General features: G+C 55.2%; 28 protein-coding genes. 13 read left to right on the plus strand and 15 right to left on the minus strand.

The window, feature by feature from the left end:
- Nucleotides 1-15: 15 nt before the first annotated feature.
- Both AA74_RS0115060 and AA74_RS0115065 read left to right on the plus strand, forming a co-directional pair.
- Nucleotides 16-1,080, plus strand: coding sequence for a sugar ABC transporter substrate-binding protein (locus AA74_RS0115060; RefSeq protein WP_023343571.1), 1,065 nt, complete (start codon nt 16-18; stop codon nt 1,078-1,080).
- Nucleotides 1,081-1,163: 83 nt separating this feature from the next.
- A complete protein-coding gene (locus AA74_RS0115065) occupies nt 1,164-2,405 on the plus strand; it encodes an LVIVD repeat-containing protein (RefSeq protein WP_025912705.1) in 1,242 nt (413 codons plus the stop codon).
- Between the two features lie 87 nt (nt 2,406-2,492).
- Here the strand turns inward: AA74_RS0115065 and mtnK are convergent, their stop codons facing one another.
- Nucleotides 2,493-3,692, minus strand: a complete 1,200-nt coding sequence (gene mtnK, locus AA74_RS0115070) for an S-methyl-5-thioribose kinase (protein ID WP_025912706.1) — start codon at nt 3,690-3,692, stop codon at nt 2,493-2,495.
- 104 nt (nt 3,693-3,796) lie between these two features.
- Between mtnK and mtnA the strand changes: the two genes are divergently transcribed.
- Both mtnA and AA74_RS0115080 read left to right on the plus strand, forming a co-directional pair.
- Nucleotides 3,797-4,813 carry an S-methyl-5-thioribose-1-phosphate isomerase gene (gene mtnA, locus AA74_RS0115075; protein ID WP_025912707.1) on the plus strand — a complete coding sequence of 339 codons (1,017 nt, stop codon included), beginning with the start codon at nt 3,797-3,799 and terminating at the stop codon, nt 4,811-4,813.
- Between the two features lie 42 nt (nt 4,814-4,855).
- Nucleotides 4,856-5,326 (plus strand): SRPBCC family protein, encoded by a 471-nt coding sequence (locus AA74_RS0115080; RefSeq protein ID WP_025912708.1) that lies wholly within the window; start codon nt 4,856-4,858, stop codon nt 5,324-5,326.
- A 53-nt stretch (nt 5,327-5,379) separates the two neighbouring features.
- Here the strand turns inward: AA74_RS0115080 and AA74_RS0115085 are convergent, their stop codons facing one another.
- The 3 genes from AA74_RS0115085 to AA74_RS0115095 are packed head-to-tail and all read right to left on the minus strand — an operon-like array spanning nt 5,380 to nt 7,219.
- Nucleotides 5,380-5,922, minus strand: coding sequence for an acireductone dioxygenase (locus tag AA74_RS0115085; RefSeq protein ID WP_023293046.1), 543 nt, complete (start codon nt 5,920-5,922; stop codon nt 5,380-5,382).
- Complete coding sequence (mtnC, locus tag AA74_RS0115090) at nt 5,919-6,608, minus strand: acireductone synthase (protein WP_008501009.1); 690 nt, start codon at nt 6,606-6,608, stop codon at nt 5,919-5,921. Before mtnC ends, AA74_RS0115085 begins: the two co-directional genes overlap by 4 nt.
- Nucleotides 6,605-7,219, minus strand: coding sequence for a methylthioribulose 1-phosphate dehydratase (locus AA74_RS0115095; protein WP_008501010.1), 615 nt, complete (start codon nt 7,217-7,219; stop codon nt 6,605-6,607). The genes mtnC and AA74_RS0115095 overlap by 4 nt, the downstream gene beginning before the upstream one ends.
- Nucleotides 7,220-7,342: 123 nt before the next feature.
- Here AA74_RS0115095 and AA74_RS0115100 point away from each other — a divergent pair, with 123 nt between their 5' ends.
- Nucleotides 7,343-8,503 (plus strand): pyridoxal phosphate-dependent aminotransferase, encoded by a 1,161-nt coding sequence (locus tag AA74_RS0115100; protein WP_025912709.1) that lies wholly within the window; start codon nt 7,343-7,345, stop codon nt 8,501-8,503.
- Here the strand turns inward: AA74_RS0115100 and AA74_RS0115105 are convergent, their stop codons facing one another.
- From AA74_RS0115105 to AA74_RS0115115, 3 genes are all read right to left on the minus strand, one after another.
- Nucleotides 8,504-9,130: a ParB/RepB/Spo0J family partition protein gene (locus AA74_RS0115105; RefSeq protein WP_025912710.1), complete on the minus strand. Its 627-nt coding sequence runs from the start codon at nt 9,128-9,130 to the stop codon at nt 8,504-8,506.
- A complete protein-coding gene (locus AA74_RS0115110) occupies nt 9,115-10,338 on the minus strand; it encodes a phosphoadenosine phosphosulfate reductase (protein WP_023326893.1) in 1,224 nt (407 codons plus the stop codon). Before AA74_RS0115110 ends, AA74_RS0115105 begins: the two co-directional genes overlap by 16 nt.
- A gap of 157 nt (nt 10,339-10,495) precedes the next feature.
- On the minus strand, nt 10,496-11,395 hold the full coding sequence (locus AA74_RS0115115) for a LysR family transcriptional regulator (protein WP_008501014.1): 900 nt from the start codon (nt 11,393-11,395) through the stop codon (nt 10,496-10,498).
- Nucleotides 11,396-12,070: 675 nt separating this feature from the next.
- On the opposite strand from AA74_RS0115115, the gene ahpC reads away from it, so the two are divergent.
- Together ahpC and ahpF are read left to right on the plus strand one after the other, a co-directional pair.
- The gene (gene ahpC, locus AA74_RS0115120) at nt 12,071-12,634 is read left to right on the plus strand and encodes an alkyl hydroperoxide reductase subunit C (RefSeq protein WP_008501015.1); all 564 of its coding nucleotides are present in this window, start codon (nt 12,071-12,073) and stop codon (nt 12,632-12,634) included.
- A gap of 187 nt (nt 12,635-12,821) precedes the next feature.
- Nucleotides 12,822-14,387, plus strand: coding sequence for an alkyl hydroperoxide reductase subunit F (gene ahpF / locus AA74_RS0115125; RefSeq protein WP_008501016.1), 1,566 nt, complete (start codon nt 12,822-12,824; stop codon nt 14,385-14,387).
- A 61-nt stretch (nt 14,388-14,448) separates the two neighbouring features.
- Here the strand turns inward: ahpF and uspG are convergent, their stop codons facing one another.
- Complete coding sequence (gene uspG / locus AA74_RS0115130; protein ID WP_008501017.1) at nt 14,449-14,877, minus strand: universal stress protein UspG; 429 nt, start codon at nt 14,875-14,877, stop codon at nt 14,449-14,451.
- Nucleotides 14,878-15,056: 179 nt separating this feature from the next.
- On the opposite strand from uspG, the gene AA74_RS0115135 reads away from it, so the two are divergent.
- Entirely contained in the window at nt 15,057-16,295 is a 1,239-nt protein-coding gene (locus AA74_RS0115135) for a zinc-dependent alcohol dehydrogenase (RefSeq protein WP_008501018.1), read from the plus strand.
- Between the two features lie 10 nt (nt 16,296-16,305).
- Here AA74_RS0115135 and yldA read toward each other — a convergent pair whose 3' ends face one another.
- Nucleotides 16,306-16,395 (minus strand): small membrane protein YldA, encoded by a 90-nt coding sequence (gene yldA / locus AA74_RS1000000123810; RefSeq protein ID WP_008501020.1) that lies wholly within the window; start codon nt 16,393-16,395, stop codon nt 16,306-16,308.
- A gap of 139 nt (nt 16,396-16,534) precedes the next feature.
- The gene (rnk, locus tag AA74_RS0115140; protein WP_008501021.1) at nt 16,535-16,945 is read right to left on the minus strand and encodes a nucleoside diphosphate kinase regulator; all 411 of its coding nucleotides are present in this window, start codon (nt 16,943-16,945) and stop codon (nt 16,535-16,537) included.
- A 246-nt stretch (nt 16,946-17,191) separates the two neighbouring features.
- On the opposite strand from rnk, the gene AA74_RS0115145 reads away from it, so the two are divergent.
- The gene (locus AA74_RS0115145; protein WP_008501022.1) at nt 17,192-17,809 is read left to right on the plus strand and encodes a flavin reductase family protein; all 618 of its coding nucleotides are present in this window, start codon (nt 17,192-17,194) and stop codon (nt 17,807-17,809) included.
- Here the strand turns inward: AA74_RS0115145 and rna are convergent.
- On the minus strand, nt 17,803-18,612 hold the full coding sequence (rna, locus tag AA74_RS0115150) for a ribonuclease I (protein ID WP_025912711.1): 810 nt from the start codon (nt 18,610-18,612) through the stop codon (nt 17,803-17,805). The two genes, AA74_RS0115145 and rna, sit on opposite strands and share 7 nt — an antisense overlap.
- Nucleotides 18,613-18,706: 94 nt before the next feature.
- Nucleotides 18,707-20,074 (minus strand): anaerobic C4-dicarboxylate transporter DcuC, encoded by a 1,368-nt coding sequence (gene dcuC, locus AA74_RS0115155; RefSeq protein WP_021242585.1) that lies wholly within the window; start codon nt 20,072-20,074, stop codon nt 18,707-18,709.
- A gap of 394 nt (nt 20,075-20,468) precedes the next feature.
- On the opposite strand from dcuC, the gene pagP reads away from it, so the two are divergent.
- Together pagP and cspE are read left to right on the plus strand one after the other, a co-directional pair.
- The gene (pagP, locus tag AA74_RS0115160; RefSeq protein ID WP_008501026.1) at nt 20,469-21,086 is read left to right on the plus strand and encodes a lipid IV(A) palmitoyltransferase PagP; all 618 of its coding nucleotides are present in this window, start codon (nt 20,469-20,471) and stop codon (nt 21,084-21,086) included.
- A gap of 190 nt (nt 21,087-21,276) precedes the next feature.
- Nucleotides 21,277-21,486, plus strand: coding sequence for a transcription antiterminator/RNA stability regulator CspE (gene cspE / locus AA74_RS0115165; RefSeq protein ID WP_002439184.1), 210 nt, complete (start codon nt 21,277-21,279; stop codon nt 21,484-21,486).
- A gap of 219 nt (nt 21,487-21,705) precedes the next feature.
- Here cspE and crcB read toward each other — a convergent pair whose 3' ends face one another.
- Complete coding sequence (gene crcB / locus AA74_RS0115175; protein WP_025912712.1) at nt 21,706-22,089, minus strand: fluoride efflux transporter CrcB; 384 nt, start codon at nt 22,087-22,089, stop codon at nt 21,706-21,708.
- A gap of 67 nt (nt 22,090-22,156) precedes the next feature.
- Here crcB and AA74_RS0115180 point away from each other — a divergent pair, with 67 nt between their 5' ends.
- Together AA74_RS0115180 and tatE are read left to right on the plus strand one after the other, a co-directional pair.
- A complete protein-coding gene (locus AA74_RS0115180; RefSeq protein ID WP_025912713.1) occupies nt 22,157-22,945 on the plus strand; it encodes a deaminated glutathione amidase in 789 nt (262 codons plus the stop codon).
- Nucleotides 22,946-23,070: 125 nt separating this feature from the next.
- Nucleotides 23,071-23,274, plus strand: coding sequence for a twin-arginine translocase subunit TatE (tatE, locus tag AA74_RS0115185; protein ID WP_008501031.1), 204 nt, complete (start codon nt 23,071-23,073; stop codon nt 23,272-23,274).
- An 81-nt stretch (nt 23,275-23,355) separates the two neighbouring features.
- Here the strand turns inward: tatE and lipA are convergent, their stop codons facing one another.
- Entirely contained in the window at nt 23,356-24,321 is a 966-nt protein-coding gene (lipA, locus tag AA74_RS0115190; protein ID WP_008501032.1) for a lipoyl synthase, read from the minus strand.
- Between the two features lie 207 nt (nt 24,322-24,528).
- Nucleotides 24,529-25,482: a YbeF family transcriptional regulator gene (locus tag AA74_RS0115195; protein ID WP_021242582.1), complete on the minus strand. Its 954-nt coding sequence runs from the start codon at nt 25,480-25,482 to the stop codon at nt 24,529-24,531.
- Nucleotides 25,483-25,509 lie beyond the last annotated feature (27 nt).

The following is a 25,509-nucleotide window of genomic DNA, read 5'->3' on the forward strand; positions in this document are numbered from 1 at the left end:
ACAACGGGATAAAAAATGAAAAAGATTGCACTCTCTTTGGTGGCATTAGGGTTATTCACCGCTCTGCCTGGCTTCGCGGCCACGCCCGCACCGCTCCCGGCGGCCATTGCCAACCACGACGGCCCCATTCGCATCGCGGTGATCCGTAACCTCGGCTCAGACGACAACACCACGCAGTTTATTGCCGGGGCCATTCAGGAAGGGAAGAAGCTTGGCTTTAAGGTCAGCACCTTTTTAAGCAACGGGGACGACGCCAAATTCCAGGACTTCGTGAACCAGGCCATCAGCCAGAAGTACGACGGGATTATCCTGTCTCAGGGCCGCGATCCGTACTCCACCGCGCTGGTGAAGAAGGCGGTGGACGCCGGGATTAAGGTCGCGGTATTTGATACCGCCGTCAACGGCGAGATCCCAGGCGTGACCGTTACCCAACAGGACGATGCCTCTCTGACGAATCTCTCCTTCGGCCAGCTGGCGAAAGATTTCAACGGCAAGGCCAATATCGTCAAGTTGTGGGTAGCGGGCTTCCCGCCGATGGAACGTCGTCAGGCGGCGTATAAAGAGTTGCAAAAACAGTACCCGGACATCAAAGAGCTGGAGTCTATCGGCGCGGTCTCCTCTGACGTGCAGGGCGACACTGCCAACAAGGTGGGCGCGATCCTCGCGAAATACCCGAAAGGCAAAATCGACGCCATCTGGGGCACCTGGGACGCCTTCAGCCAGGGCGCGTATAAGGCGCTGAAGGAGAACGGCCGTACCGAGATCAAACTCTACAGCATCGACATCTCCAACCAGGATCTGCAGCTGATGCGCGAGCCGGGCAGCCCGTGGAAGGTGAGCGTGGCGGTGGATCCGAAGCTGATTGGGGCGACCAACGTGCGCCTGATCGCCAATAAGATTGCCGGGGAAGCCACGCCTGCGACCTACGATTTTAAGGCGGCCGCTATTCCGCAGACGCTGCTGACCGCCCAGCCGGGCGCGGTGAACGTGGCGTCGCTGGGGAAAATCATTCCGGGCTGGGGACAGACGGAAGATTTCATTGCGCCGTGGTTTGCGACGCTGGAAGCCAGGTCAAAATAATGCCCGGTGGCGCTTCGCTTACCGGGCCTACGGTGTTGTAGGTCGGGTAAGGCGAAGCCGCCACCCGGCGAAAGGAGCTCAAGGTGACTCATTTACCCCCTCCCGAATACAGCCGCAATATGCGGCTGATTGGCCATAGCGATCAGGGCGGTCGCCCGGACGGCGTGCAGCTGATGGTGCACCGCGGTTTCGCTTATATCGGCCATATGGTGTCGCAGGGCTTTTCGATTGTCGACGTGCGCGATCCGAAAAACCCGAAAGCGGCGGGCTACGTGCCCGCGCCGCCCGGCACCTGGAACGTGCATCTGCAGGCGCATGATGACCTGCTGCTGGTCATCAACGCCCGGGATCTGTTTGCCGATGCCCGCTTTGCCGACGAGAAGGTCTACTACACCCGGCAGGTGGGCGAGACCGTCAGCGACGTGCAGGACAAAGGCTGGAGCGCTGGCCTTCGCGTTTTTGATATCTCCACGCCGGACGCGCCGCGCGAAATCGGCTTTCTGCCGCTGAGCGGCATTGGCATTCACCGCATCTGGTACGTCGGGGGCCGCTGGGCGTACGTGTCGGCGCTTATTGACGGCTTTACCGACTACATCTTTCTGACGATCGACCTGGCCGACCCGCGTAAGCCTGAGGTGGCAGGGCGCTGGTGGCTGCCGGGGATGAATCAGGCAGAAGGGGAGAAGCCTAACTGGCCGGAAGGGAAACGCTACGCGCTCCACCACGCGATTATTGCAGGCGATACCGCGTACGGCAGCTGGCGCGACGGCGGCCTGACGCTGCTGGACGTGAAGGATCGTACCCAGCCTAAGCTCATTAGCCACCGTAACTGGAGTCCGCCGTTTGGCGGCGGCACGCACACCGCGCTGCCGCTGCCGGACCGCGATCTGCTGGTGGTGCTGGACGAAGCGGTGCTCGATAACCAGGAAGACGGCGAAAAGCTGATCTGGCTGTTTGATATCCGCGAGCCGTCGAACCCGGTCAGCATCTCTACCTTCCCGCAGCCGGATGAAATCGACTACGTGGCGAAAGGGGCGCATTTTGGCCCGCACAACCTGCACGAGAACCGGCCGGGGAGCTTTGTCAGCTCCACGCTGATTTTTGCCACCTGGCAGAATGCGGGTGTGCGCGCGTATGACATCTCCAATCCGTATCGGCCGGTTGAAACGGGGGCGCTGGTGCCCGCCGCGCCGGCGAAAATGATGGATACCCGCCCGAATCGCCCGCAGGTGATCCAGTCGTGTGACGTGTTTGTGGATGCGCAGGGAATTATCTACAGCACGGACTATAACGGCGGGCTGTCGGTGATTGAGTATTTAGGATGAGTTTTTGCCGGGTGGCGGCTTTGCCTTACCCGGCCTACATTTTGCTCTCGTAGGCCCGGTAAGCGCAGCGCCACCGGGCAAACGTTCTCAACTGTACTGCCGCACCCGCGCCACCAGATCTTCCGCGCTGTCGATACGGTCGGCAATCACAATGAGCGCCTTGCCGAGCGTTATCGCGTGGCGCAGGCATTCGTGGCGCATCGCCTCGTCCTGAATGGTGTCGATATCCGCGACGTGGGAAAGCCCGACGCTGCGGCGAATGAGTTCGGTGCCGCAGAAGCCGATGGCGTCATGCCAGACCTTTTTCAGGAAGGCGGAGGCATAGCCCGGCGCGCTGAGCGCCGCGTCGCGCGTTTTCTCGTGCGCCAGCGCCTGGAAGCGTTCCGCGAAGGTGTTCCATAGCTCCTGAATATCGGTCAGGCGCTGCTCGCGCGCGGCGGCGGCATCGCGAATGCCCAGGTGCCCCGGCAGGCCGCAGAAGTTGAGCAGCAGGTTGCCGATGGCGGTGCCGATATCAAAGCCCATCGGGCCAAAATAGCCGAACTCGGCGTCGATGGCCTTCAGGCTGCCGTCGGCCACAAAAATCGAGCCGCTGTGAATGTCTCCGTGCAGCAGGGCTTCAGCCTGAGAAAAGAAGCGGTGCTTCAGGGAGGCCACGGCAATTTTCAGCTGGGCGTCGTCGCGTAGCGCGGCGACGTCATTTTCCAGCTCGGCAGGGTAGCTGTTGCGTTCGTGGATCTGGTACGGATCGTTGAAGAACAGATCTTCGGTGATCTCGCACATCTCCGGGTTGATGAATTTCGCCACCTGCGCTTTCTTCTCGTGCGGGTGCAGGTAGAAATCGCTGGTGTGGAACAGCGCGTGCGCGAGGTATTCACCCAGCTGACGCGCCGCCTGCGGGTAATAATTATTTTTGATCAGCTCGCCGCGCCAGATGCGATGGCTGGAGAGATCTTCCATCACCATTACCGCCAGTTCCGGGTCAAAGTGGTGGATTTTCACGGTGTGCTGCGGGCTGTGCCGGTAATGCTCGACCAGCGTTTGCGCCTCCAGACGGGCGCGGTCCAGCGTCAGCGGCCAGGACTCGCCGACGCAGCGCACGTAGGGCAGCGCCTGCTTGACGATGATGCGGCTCACGCCCGCGCTGTCGAAAATTTTAAACACCAGATTGAGGTTGCCGTCGCCTACCTCCTGCGCCTCCACCAGCGATGAAGGATCGTCAAGGCCGCCAAACTGCCTGGCATATTCCACGGCGTCCTGAGCGGTAAAGGTACGGTATTGCGACATGGCCTGCTCCTCACGGGTTTGCTAATAAAGACATGTAGACGTCTATACATCTGAATTTCATCCTGACACAATGTGCTACAACAACGCAACAGGGAATTAACGACATGCAGACATTACAGACGACCAGCCTGCGGGTAGCGGATAATCAGCTCTTTATTCTCGACCAGCAGGCCCTTCCGCAGGAGAAACGCTGGCTGGATGCCTCAACGGTAGAGGCGCTGGTGGGACATATTCACGCCCTGCGGGTGCGCGGCGCGCCGCTGATCGGTCTCTCTGCAAGCCTGCTGCTGGCGCTGCTGGCGGAAAACGGCAAAAGCCGCGACGAGCTGGCGGTTGCGCTGGAAACCCTGCGCGCGTCCCGGCCGACGGCGGTGAACCTGATGAACAACCTCGACCGCATGAAGCGGGCGCTGTGGCAGGAAGAGTATGTTCCGGCGCTGGTGGCCGAAGCGCTGCGCCTGATTGACGAAGACAAACGACTTTGCGATGCGATTGCCAGCGCGGGCAGCGCGCTGGTGAAGCCCGGCAGCCGTCTGCTGACCCACTGCAACACCGGTGGGCTGGCAACGGCGGGCGTCGGCACCGCGCTGGGGGTGATTGCTCGCGCGCATCAGGAAGGCAAGGTCAGCAACGTCTGGGTGGATGAAACCCGCCCCCTGCTGCAGGGGGGGAGATTGACCGCCTGGGAGCTGGGCGAGCTGGGCGTGCCGTATCAGCTGATTACCGACGCCATGGCCGCCAGCCTGATGGCGAAAGGGCAGGTAGACGCCGTGTGGGTGGGCGCAGACCGCATTGCGGCCAACGGCGACGTGGCGAACAAAATCGGCACCTACTCCCTGGCGGTGCTGGCAAAATTCCACGGCATTCCGTTCTACGTGGCCGCGCCGCAAACGACCCTCGACCCGGACTGTCCGAACGGCGACGCGATCCCGATTGAGCAGCGCGCCGCCAGCGAGGTGACGGGCGTCGCCGGAAGCTTTGGCGCGGTGCAGTGGGCGCCGGAAAACGCGAAGGTCTACAACCCGGCGTTTGACGTGACCCCAGCCTCGCTGATTAGCGGCTGGGTGCTGGATACGGGCGTGGTCACGCCGGAAGAGGTTGCAGAAGGGAAATTTGCCTGAGTCTGGCTATCCTTTAAGGGGCTCCCTTAAGAGGACAACATCGTGACGCTTGACCCTGAAACAGACTTAAAACTGGAGCGCGTGGTGGACGCACCGCGCGACCTCCTGTGGCTCTGCTGGACCACGCCCGAACACATCAAACACTTCTTCATCCCTGCACCGCATAAGGTGCTCGACTGCGATCTCGATCTGCGCGTGGGCGGGCGGTTCAACACCGTGTTTGAGGTGGACGGTCAGCGGATGGATAACCGGGGCGTGTTCCTTGAAATCGACCCGGGGAAAAAGCTGGTCTTTACCGACGGCTATACCGAAGGCTGGAAACCGGCCGAGAAACCGTTTATGACGGCAATTTTGTTGCTGGAAGACGTCGGGGAGGGCAAAACCCGCTATACGGCGATTGCGCGCCACCCCACGAAGGAGATCCGCGAGCAGCATGAACAGATGGGATTTCACGAAGGGTGGGGGATTGTGCTGGATCAGCTGGTGGGGTATGTGAAAAGGCTTAACGCGTAGTGCGCGCTGGTGCCCTCACCCCGACCCTCTCCCACAGGGAGAGGGAGAAAAGATCAGGCCAGGCGTGGATACGCATCCGCAATTGCGTCACCGGTAAACTGGGCCACCCAGCCTTCCGGGTTATCGAAAATACGAATCGCCGTAAAGTTCGGCTCTGAGCCCATATCAAACCAGTGCGGCGTGCCCGCGGGCACGGAGATCAGGTCGTTTTTCTCGCACAAGACCTGATATACCTCATCGCCGATGTGCAGGCAGAACAAGCCCGCGCCTTCCACGAAAAAGCGCACTTCGTCTTCGCCGTGGGTGTGTTCGTTCAGGAACTTCGCGCGCAGCGCGTCTTTCTGCGGATTGTCGGCGCGCAGGCTGATCACGTCCCAGCTCTGGTAACCCTTCTCTGCCACCAGTTTGTCGATCGCATGTTGATACGCCTCGATCACGGCTTCAGGCGCGGGATCGTGTCCTAAATCGCGATCCGCCGCCCAGCGTTCAAACCGCACGCCTTTCGCGTTGAGCTGTTGGGCAATCTCGGCGGCGTCGGTGCTGTGCCACTGGTGTTGACTGGCGTCTTTGTCGGAATAAATGGTCAATGCGCTCATGAAGGGATCTGCTCCGGGTTAATCTCGTCAAACTGGTGGACCTGATGGTGGTGGCTTGCGCCGTCATCATCGCCGCGAATCAGCTGCAGGGTACGAAAGCCTGCCTGTTCAGCCGCGTCCAGCTCCTGATGAATATCGGAGAGGAAGAGGATCTGCGACGGGGCTATGCCCGTTTGTGCCGCAATGTTCTGATAAGACTGCACCTCGCGCTTGGCGCCGATGTGGGTGTCGAAATAGCCGCTGAACAGATGAGTAATATCACCTTCGTCGCTGTAGCCAAATAACAGTTTCTGCGCGGCGACGGAGCCAGAGGAATAAACATAGAGATCAATCCCTTGCGCTTTCCATTTTTCCAGCGCCGGGAGCACGTCCGGGTAGAGATGGCCGGTAAAGTCGCCGTTAACGTAGCCGTCGTGCCAGATGATCCCCTGCAGCGCTTTAAGCGCCGTGGATTTACGGTCTTCATCCATAAAGGCAAACAGGGCGTCGATAAGTTCGCTGACGCTGGCGTGTGGGTTAGCGATTTCATCACGCAGGTTGTCCAGAATGGATTTCACCGGCTCGGCGTACTGCTGCGCGGTCACGAAGGCCGCCAGTCGCTCACGCGCGTAGGGGAACAAAACATCATGGACAAAACGAATATCGCTGGTGGTCCCTTCAATATCCGTCACAATCGCGCGAATCATACTCTCTCCAGTTGTCGTAAACGCATTTCGCATTCAAATAAGAACTCTAATCCTTCCAGATGACGTCGGGCTTCGGCCACGTCGCGTCCCCAGCAGGTTAAGCCATGACCGCGCAGAAGAAAACCATAATTAAGCGGCCGTTCCTGGGCGTAATGAGCGATGCGTGAGGCGAGGGCGTCGATATCCTGGTCGTTATCAAAGACCGGGATAGCCACCGTATCCAGATGCGTGGTTTGTCCGGTGAGGGATTTTTGCATCTCAAAGCCGCTGATGGTGAGCTCGGCCTCTTTGACCAGACGCGACAGCACCGTGGCGTTAACCGTGTGAACGTGCAGCACGGCGTTGGCTTCCGGGAACAGGCGATAAATCAGCGTGTGCAGACCGGTCTCCGCCGACGGTTTACGACCGGACGGCGCGCGGTTGGTGGCGATCTCCACCTGCAGAAAGTCATCGGTTGTGAGGCTACCTTTGTCTTTGCCGGATTCGCTGAGCCAGCAGAGATGTTCGTCCTGACGCACCGACATGTTACCGCCGGTAGCGGGCGCCCAGCCTTTGGCACCGATCCAGCGGCAGGCGTCGACCAGATGCGTGAGTTGCAGGTTGTCTGTCATTTTCCTTTTACCCTCTCGGCCAGGAATATTCATATGGTATAGACGTCTAAGCGTCTTGATTGCCAAAGACTAACATCGTGTTATAGTGGCAGCAACATAAGTATTACAAGCAGGCACAACACAATGAGCATTAATGCCTTGATTCCGCAAAGTAAACTTCCTAACCTCGGTACCACCATCTTTACGCAGATGAGCGCCCTGGCGCAGCAGCACAACGCCATTAACCTTTCTCAGGGGTTCCCGGATTTCGACGGCCCGGCTTATCTGCAGGCGCGTCTGGCGTATCACGTGGCGCAGGGGGCGAATCAGTATGCGCCGATGACGGGCGTGCAGGCGCTGCGGGAAGCGATTGCCGACAAAACGGCGGAGCTTTATGGCCATAAGCCCGATGCGAACACCGACATCACGGTGACGGCAGGGGCGACCGAAGCGCTGTACGCGGCCATCACCGCGCTGGTGCGCGCGGGGGATGAAGTCATCTGCTTTGATCCGAGCTACGACAGCTATGCGCCTGCGGTTGAACTCTCCGGCGGCGTGGTGAAACGCGTGGCGCTCCAGCCGCCGCATTTCCGCCCTGACTGGCAGGCGTTTGCTGCGCTGCTGAGTGACAAAACCCGTCTGGTGATCCTGAATACGCCGCATAACCCGTCGGCGACGGTGTGGCAAAAAGCCGATTTTGCCGCGCTGTGGCAGGCTATCGCCGAACGGGAAATTTACGTCCTGAGCGATGAAGTCTACGAGCACATCTGCTTTGCTGAGGAAGGGCATGCCAGCGTGCTGGCCCATCCGCAGCTTCGCGAGCGTGCTATCGCCGTCTCTTCGTTTGGTAAGACCTACCATATGACCGGCTGGAAGGTAGGGTACTGCGTGGCCCCGGCGGCCATCAGCGCTGAGCTGCGCAAAGTGCATCAGTACCTGACGTTTGCCGTGAACACGCCGGCTCAGCTGGCGCTGGCGGATATGCTGCGCGCGGAACCCGCGCATTACCGCGAGCTGCCGCACTTCTATCGTGAACGTCGGGATCTGTTTGTGGCGGCGCTGAGCCAAAGCCGCCTGGAAATTTTGCCGTCTGAAGGAACCTATTTCCTGCTCGCCGACTACAGCGCGATTTCCGAACTGGACGACGTCAGCTTTTGCCAGTGGCTGACGAAAGAGGTCGGCGTGGCCGCCATTCCATTGTCGGTGTTCTGCGCCGATCCCTTCCCGCACAAGCTGATCCGCCTGTGCTTTGCGAAGCAGGAATCGACGCTGCTGGCGGCGGCGGAGCGTTTGAACACGCTCTGATTATTTCACCGTCCACGCTTCTGAGTAACGGCGGTCTGCAAACAGCTCCAGCAGACCGTTGATTTGCTTGAGGCGCAGCACCTCATCGCTGTCCATGCCCAGCTCTTTGCCAATTCGCTCATCATTCCAGCCGAGCTGTGCCAGTTCGCGCACGATATCTGACATGGCGTTGATTTGATGCCGACCCCGCGCCCGATTGTGGCGAATCGTGGCGGCCATACGGTCATGTTTATCCTGCCGGTGCTGGCGCAGGCAGGTGACGGGGAGATATCCTCTGAGCTGACGCTTCAACGCCGCCCGATTTTTGCCGATTTCGTGGCGATGAAAGCCATCCACAATTTCGTAGTGATGGGCTTCACTTTCCGTCACAACAATAGGTTGGGTGAATCCATCGAGTTCGAGCGACTTGCTGAGCAGCCGTTTTTCCGGAGGGGCAACGTTATTGGGGTTGTAGTCGTTAGCGATAATCGCGTCCTGTTTGATCCAGAGAACGCAGTCTATCGGTTGCTCGCGAAAAGGGCTGTTTTTATGGATCGCTTCGCGAAAGGCATTGATGGCAGTAATCCGATCCTCCTCGGAAAGTGACTGAAGGTACGTTTCGATCTCGGTAATTATTCTTTGTCGCATAAAATGCCCCACTCCTTGCGCTTCGCCTTCACTCGTTCGCTGTAGCGCTGATAATGTTTAGGTTTATTCGGGCTGAATGACAGCGCCCTGCACCAGTAGTCATTATTAAGTAATACCTTACAAATACGGCGCCATGAGGGGATGTCTTTGGCGCCGATATCGCCGTCCTGCGTCTCGGGGATATCCGGCATGCCTCTCTTCTGATACCAGTGCAGATAGATCGCGATTTTATTGCGGTAATGCTCAGCCGTGTTTTGCGGCATGCTGTTCAGCAGGAGCATGGCGTAGTCGCGCCAGCCGAGGTGATCGGGTTTGAGGATTTTCCGGTGGCCATAAAAGTGGTTGTCCTGCCCGGCGTAGAAGCCGCCGCTGCGCACGCCGCTGACGCGCTCGCACATGGCGGCCCAGCGCTCGGGCTCGAGAACGTGATAGAGCCAGAGTCCCTGGCGCTGTTCCGGGCCGAAGGGCTCGCAGATGCGCATATAGCGCGGCGGGACACCCGCCTGAAACATGAGGTTGTAGAGCGGGTTATAGCTGCTTCCAGATTTTGCAAACCATGTCCAGATGTCTGCGGTTTTCCAGTCGTAAAGAGGATAGACGTACCACGCGTGCCCGCCGGGCGCGGTGGTTGTCCAGGGCTTATCGTCCGCGAAGCGATGCTTGCGGTTGTTGGCGATGGTCAAAAATCGGTTATAGGATTCATCGGCGCGAATGCCCACCAGCATGGCTGCCGGACGGTGCAGGGCAAACCAGTCGGAAAACGAGCGGACAAAGGCTTCAAAGGTCATTCCCGTCTGGTAAAAATCAAAATAATCCGCAGCGGTGATGGCGCCTTCCGGCGGCTGGCGCACCCAGCGCACGTCCGGCGCCCAGCATTGCCATTCAGGCTGATACTGTGAGAGGGAATTTTGCGTGGTTAGCGGAAGCGCCACCCAGTAAAAGTGCTCGATGACGTCCCGGTAGCCTTCGCGCAGCGCATTAACGTGCTCAATGGTGCAGGAGAACTGTGCTTCCCAGTCAATAAAAAGCACGCTGATTTTTCGTTTTTGCGCCCGGGCCATTTGCGCGGTGAGATGCAGCATGACGGTGGAGTCTTTGCCACCGGAGAAGGAGACGCAGATGCGGGAAAAGGTGGCGAACGTCCAGGCGATGCGCTCCTGCGCGGCCTCCAGCACGTTAAGCTGCAGGGGATATTTATACAGTGACATGTTCAATCTCTTCCTGAGTATGACTGTCGGGGGCTTTTATTTACGCTGATAAACCATGAATAGTAAAGATATTAAGGAGAAACCGGAAGAATAAGATCTTCCATTAAAGGATTTGTTGCCCGAATGTAATTAAAAAGTATTCAGGCGATATCGCAAGTTATTCCACTTCGATTTTTTCAATGAATTGCGTAAACACGCTGCTGTTTAACGCCGAGCGATTGTAAAGCATGTAAACATCTACTTGAGGAATCGCAAAAGGCAAGGAAATGCTCTTCAGGTTGAGATGGTCTTTATATCGTTCAAACAATATTGTTGGTACAAAGCCTATTAAATCACTCACGCCAATAATATTCATAATCGAAAGCAGTGAGTCACTGCGGAAACAGACGTTGCGTTCCGGAAGGAGAATGTTTGACTGCAGCTGGAACTCTTTTATGCCATTCTCCTGACTGCGCATCAGCGTGAATTTTTCCTGGCTGAGTTCCTCAATCGTTGCGCTATCGCCGAGGCGGGGGTGATCTTTGCTGCACGCCAACAGCATTGCTAACTTCATAAAGCGGGTACAGACGATAGAGCGACTGTTAACGGGAGCAAAGCTAAACACCAGGTCGGCCTTGCGGTAGGCGAGCAAATCCTCGGCTGACTCAGGAGATAAGAGCACATCATTATGTTCTATGTCGTAATTTTCGTCTGCAAGCAGAGAGCTTAGCAGGCTGCCGAAGCGCCCATGGGCCACAATCTGCGGGCAGTAGATGACAAAGCTCTTTTTGATCTGCGCGTTATTCAGGATATTAATGGTTTGCTCAATGCTATTAAGGTTTTCTTCCAGATGGTGATGCAAATTGATCCCCACCGTCGTCGGGGTAATGCCTTTACCCGAACGAATAAAAAGCGGGTCATTCAGTTGCGCGCGCAGGCGTTGCAGGGACTGGCTCACTGCTGAGGGCGTGATATAGAGTGTTTCCGCTGCCTTGCTAATGCTAAGGTGCTGATAAATGCACTCAAAAATGACTAACAGATTAAGATCGAATTTTTTAAGGTCGTAAAGATTTGCCATAAATCATCCTGAGTGTGTTGTTGTCATCACATTACTGATAACTATAGTTCGAAGTTAATCATTTACAATCCTTGTGATTAACCTACTTAATTTGTTTTAAATACGAGCTTAATATATCACGAGGCTGGATTATTGAAATAGAACTTCAGCCGTTATTAAGATATTTTTATCTTTAAAACTTGCGGCGTTGTTCTCAAATAACCATTATTGGTTATACATTCGCTGTGACTCATTATTGTCACTTTCGTTCTGGCCACCAGGCAGACCACTTATTGCAACTCATTCTCATTATTAAGCCTCTCGTTGAGTCAGGCAGACACGGAGGCTATTCGGTAAAACCTATCACAGCCATAGGGCGGAATGCCGGCGTGACGCATTGCCCAAACTGAAAACCGGTGCTGTAATCAAACCGCTGTTACGGCCTGAAATAAGGTATGTAGAGCGCAACGCAACGCCAGCCCAGGCTGGCACTGAAAGTTCCTGTGGAAAGTTCAGGTATCAGGGCCGCCCACCAGGGCGGCCTTTTTACGTTCAGGCTTTCCGTTAGTTCCGTTCACAAGGTTGTCTTGTTGGCGTTGTAAGGTTTGGCTGATTGATTTGATAAAGCATACGCATTAGCCCCGATGGATAAAGTTGGTTACCTTACATCTCAACGAAAACACGGAGGAAGTACAGATGTCTTTGATTAACACTAAAATTAAACCTTTCAAAAACCAGGCGTTCAAAAACGGTGAGTTCATCGAAGTAACCGAGAAAGATACCGAAGGTCGCTGGAGCGTCTTCTTCTTCTATCCGGCTGACTTCACCTTCGTTTGCCCGACCGAACTGGGCGACGTGGCTGACCATTACGACGAACTGCAGAAGCTGGGCGTAGACGTTTACTCTGTGTCTACCGATACCCACTTCACCCACAAAGCATGGCACAGCAGCTCTGAAACCATCGCCAAAATCAAATACGCGATGATCGGTGACCCGACTGGCGCCCTGACCCGTAACTTCGACAACATGCGTGAAGATGAAGGCCTGGCTGACCGTGCGACCTTCGTTGTTGATCCGCAGGGCATTATCCAGGCTATCGAAGTTACCGCTGAAGGTATCGGCCGTGATGCGTCTGACCTGCTGCGTAAAGTAAAAGCAGCGCAGTATGTTGCTTCTCACCCAGGCGAAGTGTGCCCGGCTAAATGGAAAGAAGGCGAAGCAACGCTGGCGCCATCTTTAGACCTGGTCGGCAAGATCTAAGTCTGTAAAGCCTGGCGGCGCTGCGTTTGCACGGGCCTACAGTATCGTAGGCCGGGTAAACGACGTGCCACCCGGCAATCAATGGGCGCACCCGCGCCCATTTCATTCCAGCACCATGATGCAAGTTGCATTCAGGCCGTCCGTATAAGGCAGCTTGCATGATGACGTTTTAAGAGAGGGAAGAACCATGCTCGACACCACGATGAAAACCCAGCTCAAGGCCTACCTTGAGAAACTGACCAAACCCGTTGAGCTGATTGCCACGCTGGACGACAGCGCGAAATCGGCAGAGATCAAGGAACTGCTGGCAGAGATCGCTGAACTGTCACCAAAAGTGACCTTCAAAGAGGATAACTCGCTTAACGTCCGTAAGCCGTCTTTCCTGATCACTAACCCAGGCTCTGAGCTGGGGCCGCGTTTTGCCGGCTCACCGCTGGGGCACGAGTTTACCTCGCTGGTGCTGGCGCTGCTGTGGACCGGCGGTCATCCGTCGAAAGAGGCGCAGGCGCTGCTGGAGCAGATCCGCGATATCGACGGTGATTTTGAGTTTGAAACCTATTACTCGCTCTCCTGCCACAACTGTCCTGACGTGGTGCAGGCGCTGAACCTGATGTCGGTCCTCAACCCGCGCATCAAACACACGGCAATTGATGGCGGTACCTTCCAGAATGAAATCACCGATCGCAACGTGATGGGCGTTCCGGCGGTGTATCTGAACGGTCAGGAATTCGGCCAGGGCCGTATGACGCTGACGGAAATCGTCGCCAAAGTGGATACCGGTGCCGAAAAACGTGCCGCAGAAGCGCTGAACAAACGCGATGCTTACGACGTGCTGATTGTCGGTTCCGGCCCTGCGGGGGCGGCGGCGGCAGTATACTCCGCACGTAAAGGTATCCGTACCGGCCTGATGGGTGAACGTTTTGGTGGCCAGGTACTGGATACCGTGGACATTGAAAACTATATCTCCGTGCCGAAAACCGAAGGCCAGAAGCTGGCCGGCGCGCTGAAGGCGCACGTCAGCGATTACGACGTGGATGTGATCGACAGCCAGAGCGCCAGCAGGCTGGTACCTGCTGCGGTTGAGGGTGGTTTACACCAGATTGAAACCGCCTCCGGCGCGGTGCTGAAAGCGCGCAGCATCATCATTGCCACCGGTGCGAAATGGCGCAACATGAACGTGCCGGGCGAAGATCAGTATCGCACCAAAGGCGTGACCTATTGCCCGCACTGCGACGGCCCGCTGTTTAAAGGTAAGCGCGTGGCGGTGATCGGCGGCGGAAACTCCGGCGTGGAAGCGGCGATCGACCTGGCGGGGATTGTTGAACACGTAACCCTGCTGGAGTTCGCGCCAGACATGAAGGCCGACCAGGTTCTGCAGGATAAAGTGCGCAGCCTGAAAAACGTCGACATCGTGCTGAACGCGCAGACCACGGAAGTGAAGGGCGACGGCAGCAAGGTCACCGGTCTGGAATACCGCGACCGCGTGAGCGGCGACGTGCACAGCGTGCAGCTTTCAGGGATCTTCGTGCAGATTGGTCTGCTGCCAAATACCACCTGGCTGGAAGGGGCGATTGAGCGCAACCGCATGGGCGAAATCATCATCGATGCCAAGTGTGAAACCAGCGTGAAAGGCGTGTTTGCGGCCGGCGACTGCACCACCGTGCCGTACAAACAGATTATTATCGCCACGGGCGAAGGGGCGAAGGCGTCTCTGAGTTCGTTCGACTACCTGATTCGCACCAAAACCGCATAAGAAAAGAAAGTAAGGCTACACCTGCAATAGCGAGAGGCCACCGAAAGGTGGCCTCTTTTTTTTATCTGACGACCATCACCGGTATATGGGTGTGGCGGATGACGCTGGAGGCGTTAGAGCCCAGCAGATGCGTGGTAATGGACGGGTTACGCGAACCGATAACCACCACGTCTGCCTTCAGTTCGGTCGCCAGTTCATTTACCGCATCGCGTACGCTGCCGAATCTGACGTGTGTTTTGATCCGTGAAGGGTCGATGCTGAAGTGGCTGACCATGGTTTGCAGGCGATTTTCCGCTTCGTGCTGCAAATGTTCCTCGAAGCGACGCACATCGGCGGCAAAGCGGTGCAGGCTCAGGCTGGCGGAGCCTGGCAGCACGTGTAGCAGATGGATGACACCGTCCTGCTGCGCCAGAAACTCCGCGTGGCGTACGGCCTTGTCGCTCAGCTCCATTTCAAAAACATCAACCGGCATAATGATTCTCTGATACATACCCGTTTCTCCTTGTTTATAACGCTGTACTCATTCAACCACAAAATAGTCATGGTTTCTGTAAGCGCTCCGTCAGTTTTCTTATCTTGCCAGGATAAATCTCAAAAGACCCGTATTCACAGGCAGACCTTCAGGGGTAGCTACCCTTATACACTTACCCGGAACCTTTCGGAGGTCGCATGAAAGCACTTACGTATCACGGTCCACACCATGTTCGCGTCGAGAATGTCCCCGACCCCATCATCGAACAGCCCGACGATATTATTCTGCGCGTCACGGCCACGGCTATCTGCGGCTCCGATTTGCATCTCTACCGCGGAAAGATACCGAAGGTGCAGCACGGCGATATTTTTGGCCATGAGTTTATGGGGGAAATCGTCGAGTGCGGCGCAGAGGTGAAGAATTTGCAAAAGGGCGATCGCGTGGTGATCCCCTTTGTTATCGCCTGCGGGGACTGTTTCTTCTGTCGCCTCCAGCAGTATGCGGCCTGTGAGAATACCAACGCCGGGCAGGGTGCCGCACTGAACAAAAAGCAAATTCCCGCACCTGCGGCGCTGTTTGGCTATAGCCACCTCTACGGCGGCGTGCCGGGCGGGCAGGCGGAATACGTTCGCGTGCCGAAGGGTAACGTCGGACCGTTTAAAGTCCCGCAGCTTCTTTCTGATGATAAAGCGCTGTTCCTGTCCGACATTTTGCCCACGGCCTGGCAGGCGGCAAAAAATGCGCAGATTGAAAAAGGCTCAAGCGTAGCCGTTTTCGGCGCCGGGCCGGTGGGGCTACTGACCATTGCCTGTGCGCGGCTGCTGGGGGCTGAGCAGATTTTTGTTATCGATCACCATCCCTACCGGTTGCGATTTGCCGAGGCGCGCTATGGCGCTATCCCCATCAACTTTGATGATGACAACGACGCGGCGGAAAAAATCATCGAACAGACCGCGGGCCAGCGCGGCGTTGACGCCGTGATTGATGCGGTCGGGTTTGAAGCGAAAGGCAGCACCACGGAAACGATCCTCAGCAATCTTAAAATCGAAGGCAGCAGCGGCAAAGCGTTGCGTCAGTGCATTGCTGCCGTGCGTCGCGGCGGGGTGGTCAGCGTACCCGGCGTATACGCAGGGTTTATCCATGGCTTCCTGTTTGGCGATGCCTTTGATAAGGGGCTGACGTTTAAGATGGGCCAGACGCACGTCCATGCCTGGCTGGGTGAACTGTTACCGCTGATCGAAAAAGGGCTGCTTACGCCGGAAGAGATCGTGACCCATTATCTCCCCCTTGCGGATGCGGAACGCGCCTATAAGATTTTCGAAAAACGGGAGGAGGAGTGCCGGAAGGTGATTCTGGTCCCGGGCGCAGAGACCCCCGAAGCCGCAGAGCAGACCGTTAAAGGGCTGGTGAATGCCTTCCCGGGCGGGGTTGCCTGAGAATATTCGCTTACCAGTGGCGTTCAAGATAGAGCACGGCCGTGACTATAATCGCCACAAAAATCAGAAAGATAAGTGTGATAACGCCTATCTCACTCATGACCGTCCCCGCGGCACCAAAACAGGTTAAGCGTGGATTAAGGCCATTTTGCGCGGTATAGGAAAATTGGGTGAATTTGCGGAAAGAGGATGCGGCTGCATCCTCTGTGCAAAGCGGGTAGGCGCTTATTCAGAAGAGATTAACGCAGGTAATCGCCCGCGGCTTCTGGCTGGTAGAGCAGCTCCAGCACTTCCAGATGGGTCGAGGCGCCACCCGGTAATTCCCAGTGGATCGTATCCCCCGTACGCAGTCCCAGCAGTGCGGCACCCACAGGGGCCAGAACAGAAAGCTGTGTGCTGCTGTCGGTCATCTGAGCCGGGTATACCAGCGTACGGGTCAACTCTTCACCGGTGGTCAGGTTGCGGAATTTCACCTGGCTGTTCATGGTGACCACGTCATGTGGCATTGTCTCAGGCGTGCACATCTGTGCCCGGTCGAGCTCCTCATTCAGGGCGTCGGCCACGGGGAGCGAGGCAAATTCCGCTTTTTCCAGCAGCCTGTCGATACGTTCTGCGTCGAGCTCATTGATGATAATGGTAGGTCTGGACATTTTTTACTCCATGTCGTTAATGCTGCGTCTAACGCAGAAACTGATCCAAAAGAAAACCCTCGCCGTCTGGCAGCGAGGGTTTAACTCTCCCGATGATACTGGCTGAGCGCGCAAGTTTGAAGTGATGAAAGTCACATTCATGGGCCATATGAATTTTCGCTGAAATTTATTCAGTCTTCATTCCTGACGGAATACGTTACGCTGAGTGTCCTGAACCCGGGCGTTGCCCACCAACGAGAGAGAACTATGTACTTCTATCAACCGTCTCAGGGGCACGGCCTGCCGCATGACCCGCTGAACGCCATTATTGGTCCACGTCCGATAGGCTGGATCTCCTCTTGCGACAAGGCCGGTCAGCTGAACCTTGCACCGTACAGTTTCTTCAACTGCTTTAACTACCGCCCGCCGATCATCGGCTTTTCCAGCAACGGCTGGAAGGACAGCGTGCGTAATATTACGGAAACCGGGGAGTTTGTCTGGAACCTGGCAACGCGCGATCTCGCACAGGCGATGAATCAAACCTCTGCGATGCTTCCCCACGATCGGGATGAATTTAGCTTTGCCGGGCTCACGCCAGCGGCCAGCCAGCTGGTTAACGCCCCCCGCGTTGCAGAAAGCCCGGTGAATTTTGAATGTCGACTGTCCCAGTGCATTCAGCTTACCGGAGCCGACGGTACGCCGGTGGACACGTGGCTGGTGCTGGGGGAAGTGGTCGGTATCCATATTGCCGAAACGCTGCTGGAAGAGGGGATATACCAGACGGCGAAAGCGCAGCCCATCCTGCGTGCGGGTGGGCCGACGGCATACTATGGCATCAGCGATGAAAACCGGTTTGATATGGTGCGCCCGGGCGCGGATCAGTAACCGGCTTTATCAATCACGAATTGTTTTCCGCAGTTACCCGGATGTGGCTGCGGGGCAAATGAGGCCGCAGAAAGCGGGTTGTTAATGGCGTCAGCCTTCAGCGAAATCTGCATCTCGGTCAGATAAGCCGGATTGCCGTTGCAGGTCAGCTTGAACGCTCTGACGTTCTCCTTGCCCCAGCTTTTGGCTACGGCACTGTCAAAGTCGCTGCGACTGACGGGTTTTCCGTAGTTATTGGCAAGGAATTTACCGACCGCACTGTTTTTAACTTCCTGATTCATCCGCACCATCGTGCCGAAATAGGCATCCGGATCGAAACCAAAGCAGACGCCATGTTTGGCGTATTCGTAGCGTTCCAGGCAGGAATTACCGCCCGCACCCGGCATCACGTCGTTGAGCTTAGCGGCAGCAGAAAGCGACAGTCCGGTTTCGGCGGCATCGCATTTTCGGCTGGCCTTCACTTCCGGCATGTTCGGAATGGGGCGCGTGGCGCAGCCAAAACGTATCCAGCGACGTTCATCCACCCCGCGTGCGGCAATGGATTTCGGCAGGCCGGGCCATAGCCCGTGAACGGTCAGAAAATCAGCTTTATTTTCGCGCTCTTTTTGCAGGCGACATTCGTCAGGTTCATTGCGGTTGCGCTCGACCATGCTCTGGCAAAACCCGGTTTGCCAGGACAGGGCCAGCACATAGCGATCGAAATCGCCATACTGGGTTGCCTTGAGCGGTTCTGCCTGTGTGGAGAAAACACAGAGGGCAAGCGCGATTGCCCCAGACGGGATAACGATATCCTTCCTGAACATATGATTTCCTGATCGAATGAGCGTGATTGATTTCTGGGGGTTATTAAAGCACAAAAAGCGCCCGCAGGCGCTTTCTGGATATCAGGAATTTAGCTTAGGCTGCGCCGGGCACCAGCACTTCCGTGGCGATAATCACGATAATCAGCCCAACCATAACGGGCACTGAGGTGCGTTTTACCACTTCAAATGGCGAGATTTTTGCCATCCCGGCAACGGCGACGACCACGCCCGATACCGGGGAAATGGTACGGCCTAGGTTTGACGCCTGCAGCATAGGAATGGAGAGATAGGCCGGGTTAATACCGGACGAGTGGGCCAGTTTCGGGATCATCTCCACAAAAGCGTAGAAAGGCGCATTGCCGGAACCGGTGGTCATGGCCGCCAGCATGGTGAGTACCACCAGGACCAGCATCAGGATAATACTGGCCGAGCCGAACGAGGTGGCGATAGAGATCAGGCTCTGGATAAAGCCGATGGTGCTCAGACCCTGAGCAAAAACGCCCGCTGCCACCAGCAGCATCACCACGCCAGCGAAGGCATCCGCCATTCCGCGATAGGCGACTTCCAGACCCGAGAACACCTTTTGCGTGTTGAAACCGCGCACAAACTCCAGCACGGCAGCCAGCAGCATGCAGATCACCAGAATGGTGATGATGTGCAGCTGCGGGCCCCATTTGCCGTCAAAAATCAGCACTCCGATAATCGGCGTGAAGGGCAGAATGGCATAAAACGCGGGTGCGGTGGTGGTGATCTCACTCACATCCATCATCTCGTGGCTGATGTTTTCTTTCTTATCCAGATAGCGCTGCCAGAAGAAATGCGCGATTCCCATTCCCACAATGGCGACAATAGAGATTGGCAGCGTGGTTTTAAAGGCGAAGTCGATGAGCGACATCTCCGCAGCCTTTGCCGCCAGCACAACGTCGCCGGAGGTCGGGGAGAGAATAATGGCTGCCGGAGACGCGCAAATGGCTGCTGCCGCGCCGCGGCTGATACCGACGTTCACCATGACCGGGAACAGCGTGGCCATGAGCAGTACGCCAAGTCCGGTTGCCGACGACACGGCCAGCGACATCAGGCAGGCGAGGAAATAGGCGGCGACCATAAGCAGATAGGGTGAGTTGATGTATTGCAGCGGTTTTGAGGCAAGCTTAACGACCATGTCGTTGGCACCGATATGGGTCATGTAGGCGGCAAAACCGCACAGCATCATGATCATCATACCCAGGTCGCCGCCGCGGCTCATGAGTAATATCTTAATGTATTCAACAATATCAGTGGCGGTGTAACCCGTACTGGTTGCACTGGCAGGTAATACCTGATGTCCCATTATGGCGCTGATAATCAGCAGCGTTAAACCGCCAACAAATAACACGCCCGTGGCCGAATAGCCTTTAATGATGTAGCGTGCGACACCGACAATGACGACGACCCCAATAAGGAGTTCGAATAACGTAAGCATGATTTCCCCTGTATCTCTGCTGCAATGGAGCACAAAAAATCAATAAAAATAAGAAGGATGAAAATGTGCCGAATAAATGGCCTGTTCTTGCTGATTAAAATCAATAAACAGACGACTAGAGAGCAGAACAACCGTGTTTTTGCCATGGCTCTTACATTTACGCCATGAGAGTCTTGACCGTCAGAAATAGCGCAATATGTCCTTACAATGATAACAGATTGTTAATATTTTGTGTAATTCAGCATGTTGCTGATATACAAGGCTAAACAGGTTAAAGGCTCACTCTGAATGTGCTTATTCAGACTTGCGGTCCAGTTTATTGAGAATATTCCCGGAAAAAGGCCGAATAATTAGGAATAACGCTGATGTCGTTAAGCCTTGATTCAACTACTTTATGGTAAACTTTGCCTCGAATACTAAGAATGGTAATTGCATTGTGATCGTACGTAATACATTTTTCTCAATTTTATTGTTTATTTTTGGGCAGTTAACGTTTTCTTCTGTTGCACAGGCAGAGGACAACGCGACGGATAAAGGGTGGTTCTCAACCTTTACGGATAATGTCTCTCAGACCTGGACGGCGCCCGAACATTATGATCTCTATGTTCCGGCAATAACGTGGCATGCGCGTTTTGCTTATGACAAAGAGAAAACCGATAAATATAACGAGCGTCCGTGGGGCGCTGGTTTCGGTCAGTCGCGCTGGGATGATAAGGGAAACTGGCATGGCATCTATCTGATGGCCTTTAAAGACTCCTTTAATAAATGGGAGCCGATTGGGGGCTACGGCTGGGAGAAAACCTGGCGCCCGCTAGCCGACGAGAACTTCCATGTCGGGTTGGGCTATACCGCGGGGGTCACCGCACGTGACAACTGGAACTACATTCCGATCCCGGTGCTGCTGCCGTTGGCCTCTATCGGTTACGGCCCCGCAACGTTCCAGATGACCTACATCCCGGGCACGTACAACAACGGTAACGTTTACTTCGCCTGGATGCGTTTTCAGTTTTAACTGAAAAAACTTTACCTGTTGGTGATAAAACGCGCAGCCGTTGATTCATAAACGATAAAAATCGGCCAGTGAAAATTAACGCGACTTTAGTCACTTTTTATCAAAGATCCGCTGGACAAAAGGTCTCACAATTGATGTACTGGTAACCGACACAGCATTTGTGTCGTTTTTTAATGTAAAGGTAATTTTGATGTCTAAGATTAAAGGTAACGTTAAGTGGTTTAATGAGTCCAAAGGATTCGGTTTCATTACTCCTGAAGATGGCAGCAAAGACGTGTTCGTACACTTCTCTGCAATCCAGTCTAATGGTTTCAAAACTCTGGCTGAAGGTCAGCGTGTAGAGTTCGAAATCACTAACGGTGCCAAAGGCCCTTCTGCTGCTAACGTAATCGCTCTGTAATCCAGACGCGTCAGCAAGAATTTCAAAACCCGCTCACTGAGCGGGTTTTTTTCGTTTTGAATCAGCCAAGCAGATACATTTTCAGGAAGCTGGCCACGATCAGCACGCTTAACAACACCATGCCTGCGCTCATCAGACTCTGTTTCATTCTGTCACCCTCGTTCATTACTGCATCCAGAGTGACAGAGAAAAATTAAGCCAACATTAACGGTTCGGCTGTTAATGCGCGCTTGCGGAAGAAAATAGCCAAAATGCGATCCCCGTCATCGCAAAGGAGCCGAGCATATTGAGCGCCATATTCATCAGCGCCCAGCCGATACGGCCTTCCTGAAAGAGAAAAACCGTTTCCGCAGAAAAGGTTGAGAAGGTGGTTAACCCGCCGCAGAATCCGGTGGTAATCAGGACTTTCCACATTGGGTCAATGTGTGTCATTCGGTTAAACCAGGCCAGCCCCATGCCAATGATAAAGGCACCTATCAGGTTTGCAGCCAGCGTCCCCATGGGAATCGCCTGATGCAGGGGGTTAAACCGCATACTGAGAAACCATCGCGCAACGCTACCCGTTCCCCCACCAATAAAAACGGCTAAAAGTAGTTGTAACACGCTAAATACCTGCTATTTGATGTGTAAGAGAAGCGAGTTTAACGCCGTTTATGATGAGGGGACAAATATGTATGTTGCGGTAGGGCAATTTGCGGTCACGCCTGACTGGCAGGCTAACGCGATAAAATGCGTCAATCTGATGATGCAGGCCCAACAGAAAGGCGCGTCGCTGCTGGTGCTTCCTGAGGCGCTGCTGGCCAGGGATGATAATGACCCGGATTTATCCGTGAAGTCCGCGCAGCCGCTGGACGGTGAATTTTTACAGCAATTGCTCGCCCAGAGCGTGGGCAATACGATGACGACGATCTTAACAATCCATGTTCCCTCTACGCTGGGTCGGGCGGTGAATACGCTGGTGGCGATTCGCGGCGGAGCCATAGTCGCACGTTACGCCAAGCTTCATCTTTATGATGCCTTCAGCATTCAGGAATCACGGCGCGTCGACCCAGGAGACCGTGTTCCGCCGCTGCTGGAGATTGACGGATTAAAGGTTGGGCTGATGACCTGCTATGACCTGCGTTTTCCGGAGCTGGCACTCCATCTGGCGCTACAGGGGGCGGACGTGCTGGTTCTGCCTGCCGCGTGGGTTAAAGGGCCGTTAAAAGAACATCACTGGGCAACGCTGCTGGCGGCACGCGCGCTGGATACCACCTGCTATGTCGTTGCTGCAGGAGAATGCGGAACGAAGAACATCGGGCAAAGCAGGGTGGTCGATCCGCTGGGTGTGACGATCGCCGCGGCTGCGGAAGCCCCGGATTTGCTGGTGGCGGAGATAAACATAGACAGAATTGCGCTTGCACGTCAGCAATTACCCGTTCTTCGCAATCGTCGGTTTGCGCCACCGCAATTATTGTGATGTTTTTTTCAACAATGCTTGATTCACCTTGTTACAGATTGCTATTGTGTGCACGCGCTAAATGACCGTTAATACAGTCAGGTTTTGGCGCTGAATGCAGCCTGTTTTAAGTAAAGAAGGTATCTATGGGTGAGATTAGTATTACCAAACTGCTGGTGGTTGCCGCACTGGTCGTCCTGCTGTTTGGTACCAAGAAGTTACGCACGCTGGGTGGTGACCTGGGGGCTGCCATCAAAGGCTTTAAGAAAGCGATGAACGACGATGATACAGCCGCGAAGAAAAGCGCTGAGGATGACGTCCCGGCAGACAAGCTTTCTCACAAAGAGTGACAGCAACGCCTGCGGGCTTGCGAAAAAAAACCGGCTCATGAGGCCGGTTTTTTTGTATTACTGTAAATGAATATTACAGCATTATTTAACTTCTTCGCCTTTTGCCTGCATATCTGCATGGTAGGAGGAGCGAACAAACGGGCCGCATGCGGCGTGAGTAAAGCCCATCGCCAGCGCTTCGGCCTTCATTTCATCAAACTCGTCCGGGCTCACGTAGCGCTGTACCGGCAGGTGGTGACGGCTTGGCTGCAGATACTGGCCCAGAGTCAGCATGGTTACACCGTGGCGGCGAAGATCGCGCATCACCTCGATGATTTCATCGTTAGTTTCACCCAGACCTACCATCAGACCTGACTTGGTCGGAATATGCGGATGCGCTTCTTTGAAGCGTTCCAGCAGTTTCAGAGACCAGTTATAGTCAGCGCCCGGGCGGACCTGACGATAGAGACGCGGTACGTTTTCCAGGTTGTGGTTAAACACATCTGGCGGCGTCGCGGTCAGGATATCCAGCGCGCGGTCCATACGGCCGCGGAAGTCTGGCACCAGCGTCTCGATTTTGATGTTTGGGCTTTTCTCGCGAATGGCCGTAATACAGTCAGCGAAGTGCTGCGCTCCGCCGTCGCGCAGATCGTCACGGTCAACGGACGTGATAACCACGTAACGCAGCGCCATGTCGGCGATGGTCTGCGCCAGCTTCTGGGGTTCGTTAGCATCAGGCGCGACCGGACGGCCATGAGCAACATCGCAGAACGGGCAGCGGCGGGTACAGATAGCACCCAGAATCATAAACGTCGCGGTACCGTGATTGAAACATTCAGCAAGGTTCGGACAAGAGGCTTCTTCACAAACGGAGTGAAGGCCATTCTTGCGCATCGCCGCTTTGATCCCCTGGATACGCGAAGAGTCGGCCGGAAGTTTGATTTTCATCCATTCCGGTTTTCTTAACAGCGCCTCGCGCTCTGTAGCCACGTTTTTAACCGGGATAAGGGCCATTTTATCGGCATCGCGGTATTTAACACCGCGTTCCATCACAATGGGTTTACTCATAGCGTGCGTGTTCCAGTTGCGAATATCGAAGGAAAGCGTTTCAATTCAAGGGAATGTTGTATTTATCAACTATTTTTGAATGAACGACAGGCAGTATATCATTGAAACGGTCGTTAAAGCAGCCTGCCAGATCGCCAATTTGTAAAATAGTTGTTGTTTTGTGCCTTTTGCCCTGCCTGCCGCAGGGGCTTATGCTGGCTCAACCTGTCAGAAGGCCTGACGGATAATGCGGATGACGTTTTCCAGAACCGGATCGCGCAAGCTCAGCTTGTTGTAATGCAGTGAAATTTCAATAGATTCCGCATTAAGCTGGCTGAGGGGGATACTGTCCAGCGGCCAGCATTTCCGGAGCAGGCTGTACAGGCGCGATGGCATGATGCACAGCATATCGCTGCTGCCTATCAGGGATGCGGTGGTGAACATATTGTAACTGCTGAAGCTGATCTGACGTTCCGGGAAAATTTCATCAATACGCTGACGAAGGCCATGGTTGGACTGCCCTTCGGTCATGAAAGACGAGTGGTCGTAGTTGCGCAGGTTTTCGATGGTCAGCGGCTCGCTGAGGGCAGGATGCTGCTGACGGCAAACCAGTACCAGGTTATCCGCATAGAGCACATTTTGCCCCAGCGCTCTGGCACTGAAGCTGCCGCTTTCAATAATCAGGTCCGTCTGGAACTGGGCAAGCTGAACGTCAGGCTCATGGAGAGGCACATTGCGAAGCAGGAGCTGCGGAGCATGCTCTTTTACGGCCTGGAAGATCGCTGGCATCACCAGCACACCCACAGAAGGAGAACAGCCGATGGTGATGGTTCTCTGCTTATCATAGCTCCCGGTTAAATCCAGTGCGCCCAGAATCGACTCCAGCCCCTGGCTGATGTACTCATGGAGATGCGTGGCGTAGGCCGTCGGCGTTACCCCCTGGCCCTTACGAATAAATAACGGGTCAGGAAATATAGCGCGTAGCTTTTGGATGGACTGGCTTATTGCTGATGGCGTGAGATTAAGAATTTTCGCAGCGTTAACGATACCCTTATGGACATATACTGCCTCAAAAATAGTCAGTAAATTGAGATCAATATTACGTAAAGTCCGAAAAATTTGCGGCTTGTCTTCGCCACCAGGTTCATTCAGTCGTTTGGCTGGTAAATTATTATACTCCACGCTTTCACTCCGTATACATTCACAATA

Source organism: Enterobacter sp. 5-4 (assembly GCF_000612205.1).
In the GTDB taxonomy this organism is placed as follows: domain Bacteria; phylum Pseudomonadota; class Gammaproteobacteria; order Enterobacterales; family Enterobacteriaceae; genus Enterobacter; species Enterobacter roggenkampii.

Coding starts and splice junctions, on each gene's coding strand:
- mtnA (WP_025912707.1), top strand. CDS start 3,797: ATGCAGACATTACAGACGACCAGCCTGCGGGTAGCGGATAATCAGCTC.
- mtnC (WP_008501009.1), bottom strand. CDS start 6,608: ATGATTCGCGCGATTGTGACGGATATTGAAGGGACCACCAGCGATATT.
- AA74_RS0115180 (WP_025912713.1), top strand. CDS start 22,157: ATGTATGTTGCGGTAGGGCAATTTGCGGTCACGCCTGACTGGCAGGCT.
- lipA (WP_008501032.1), bottom strand. CDS start 24,321: ATGAGTAAACCCATTGTGATGGAACGCGGTGTTAAATACCGCGATGCC.
- uspG (WP_008501017.1), bottom strand. CDS start 14,877: ATGTATCAGAGAATCATTATGCCGGTTGATGTTTTTGAAATGGAGCTG.
- yldA (WP_008501020.1), bottom strand. CDS start 16,395: ATGAGTGAGATAGGCGTTATCACACTTATCTTTCTGATTTTTGTGGCG.
- pagP (WP_008501026.1), top strand. CDS start 20,469: ATGGTAAACTTTGCCTCGAATACTAAGAATGGTAATTGCATTGTGATC.
- mtnK (WP_025912706.1), bottom strand. CDS start 3,692: ATGTCGCAATACCGTACCTTTACCGCTCAGGACGCCGTGGAATATGCC.
- AA74_RS0115085 (WP_023293046.1), bottom strand. CDS start 5,922: ATGAGCGCATTGACCATTTATTCCGACAAAGACGCCAGTCAACACCAG.
- AA74_RS0115100 (WP_025912709.1), top strand. CDS start 7,343: ATGAGCATTAATGCCTTGATTCCGCAAAGTAAACTTCCTAACCTCGGT.
- rna (WP_025912711.1), bottom strand. CDS start 18,612: ATGTTCAGGAAGGATATCGTTATCCCGTCTGGGGCAATCGCGCTTGCC.
- dcuC (WP_021242585.1), bottom strand. CDS start 20,074: ATGCTTACGTTATTCGAACTCCTTATTGGGGTCGTCGTCATTGTCGGT.
- AA74_RS0115135 (WP_008501018.1), top strand. CDS start 15,057: ATGAAAGCACTTACGTATCACGGTCCACACCATGTTCGCGTCGAGAAT.
- AA74_RS0115145 (WP_008501022.1), top strand. CDS start 17,192: ATGTACTTCTATCAACCGTCTCAGGGGCACGGCCTGCCGCATGACCCG.
- cspE (WP_002439184.1), top strand. CDS start 21,277: ATGTCTAAGATTAAAGGTAACGTTAAGTGGTTTAATGAGTCCAAAGGA.
- AA74_RS0115060 (WP_023343571.1), top strand. CDS start 16: ATGAAAAAGATTGCACTCTCTTTGGTGGCATTAGGGTTATTCACCGCT.
- AA74_RS0115115 (WP_008501014.1), bottom strand. CDS start 11,395: ATGGCAAATCTTTACGACCTTAAAAAATTCGATCTTAATCTGTTAGTC.
- AA74_RS0115095 (WP_008501010.1), bottom strand. CDS start 7,219: ATGACAGACAACCTGCAACTCACGCATCTGGTCGACGCCTGCCGCTGG.
- tatE (WP_008501031.1), top strand. CDS start 23,071: ATGGGTGAGATTAGTATTACCAAACTGCTGGTGGTTGCCGCACTGGTC.
- AA74_RS0115105 (WP_025912710.1), bottom strand. CDS start 9,130: ATGCGACAAAGAATAATTACCGAGATCGAAACGTACCTTCAGTCACTT.
- AA74_RS0115110 (WP_023326893.1), bottom strand. CDS start 10,338: ATGTCACTGTATAAATATCCCCTGCAGCTTAACGTGCTGGAGGCCGCG.
- ahpF (WP_008501016.1), top strand. CDS start 12,822: ATGCTCGACACCACGATGAAAACCCAGCTCAAGGCCTACCTTGAGAAA.
- rnk (WP_008501021.1), bottom strand. CDS start 16,945: ATGTCCAGACCTACCATTATCATCAATGAGCTCGACGCAGAACGTATC.
- ahpC (WP_008501015.1), top strand. CDS start 12,071: ATGTCTTTGATTAACACTAAAATTAAACCTTTCAAAAACCAGGCGTTC.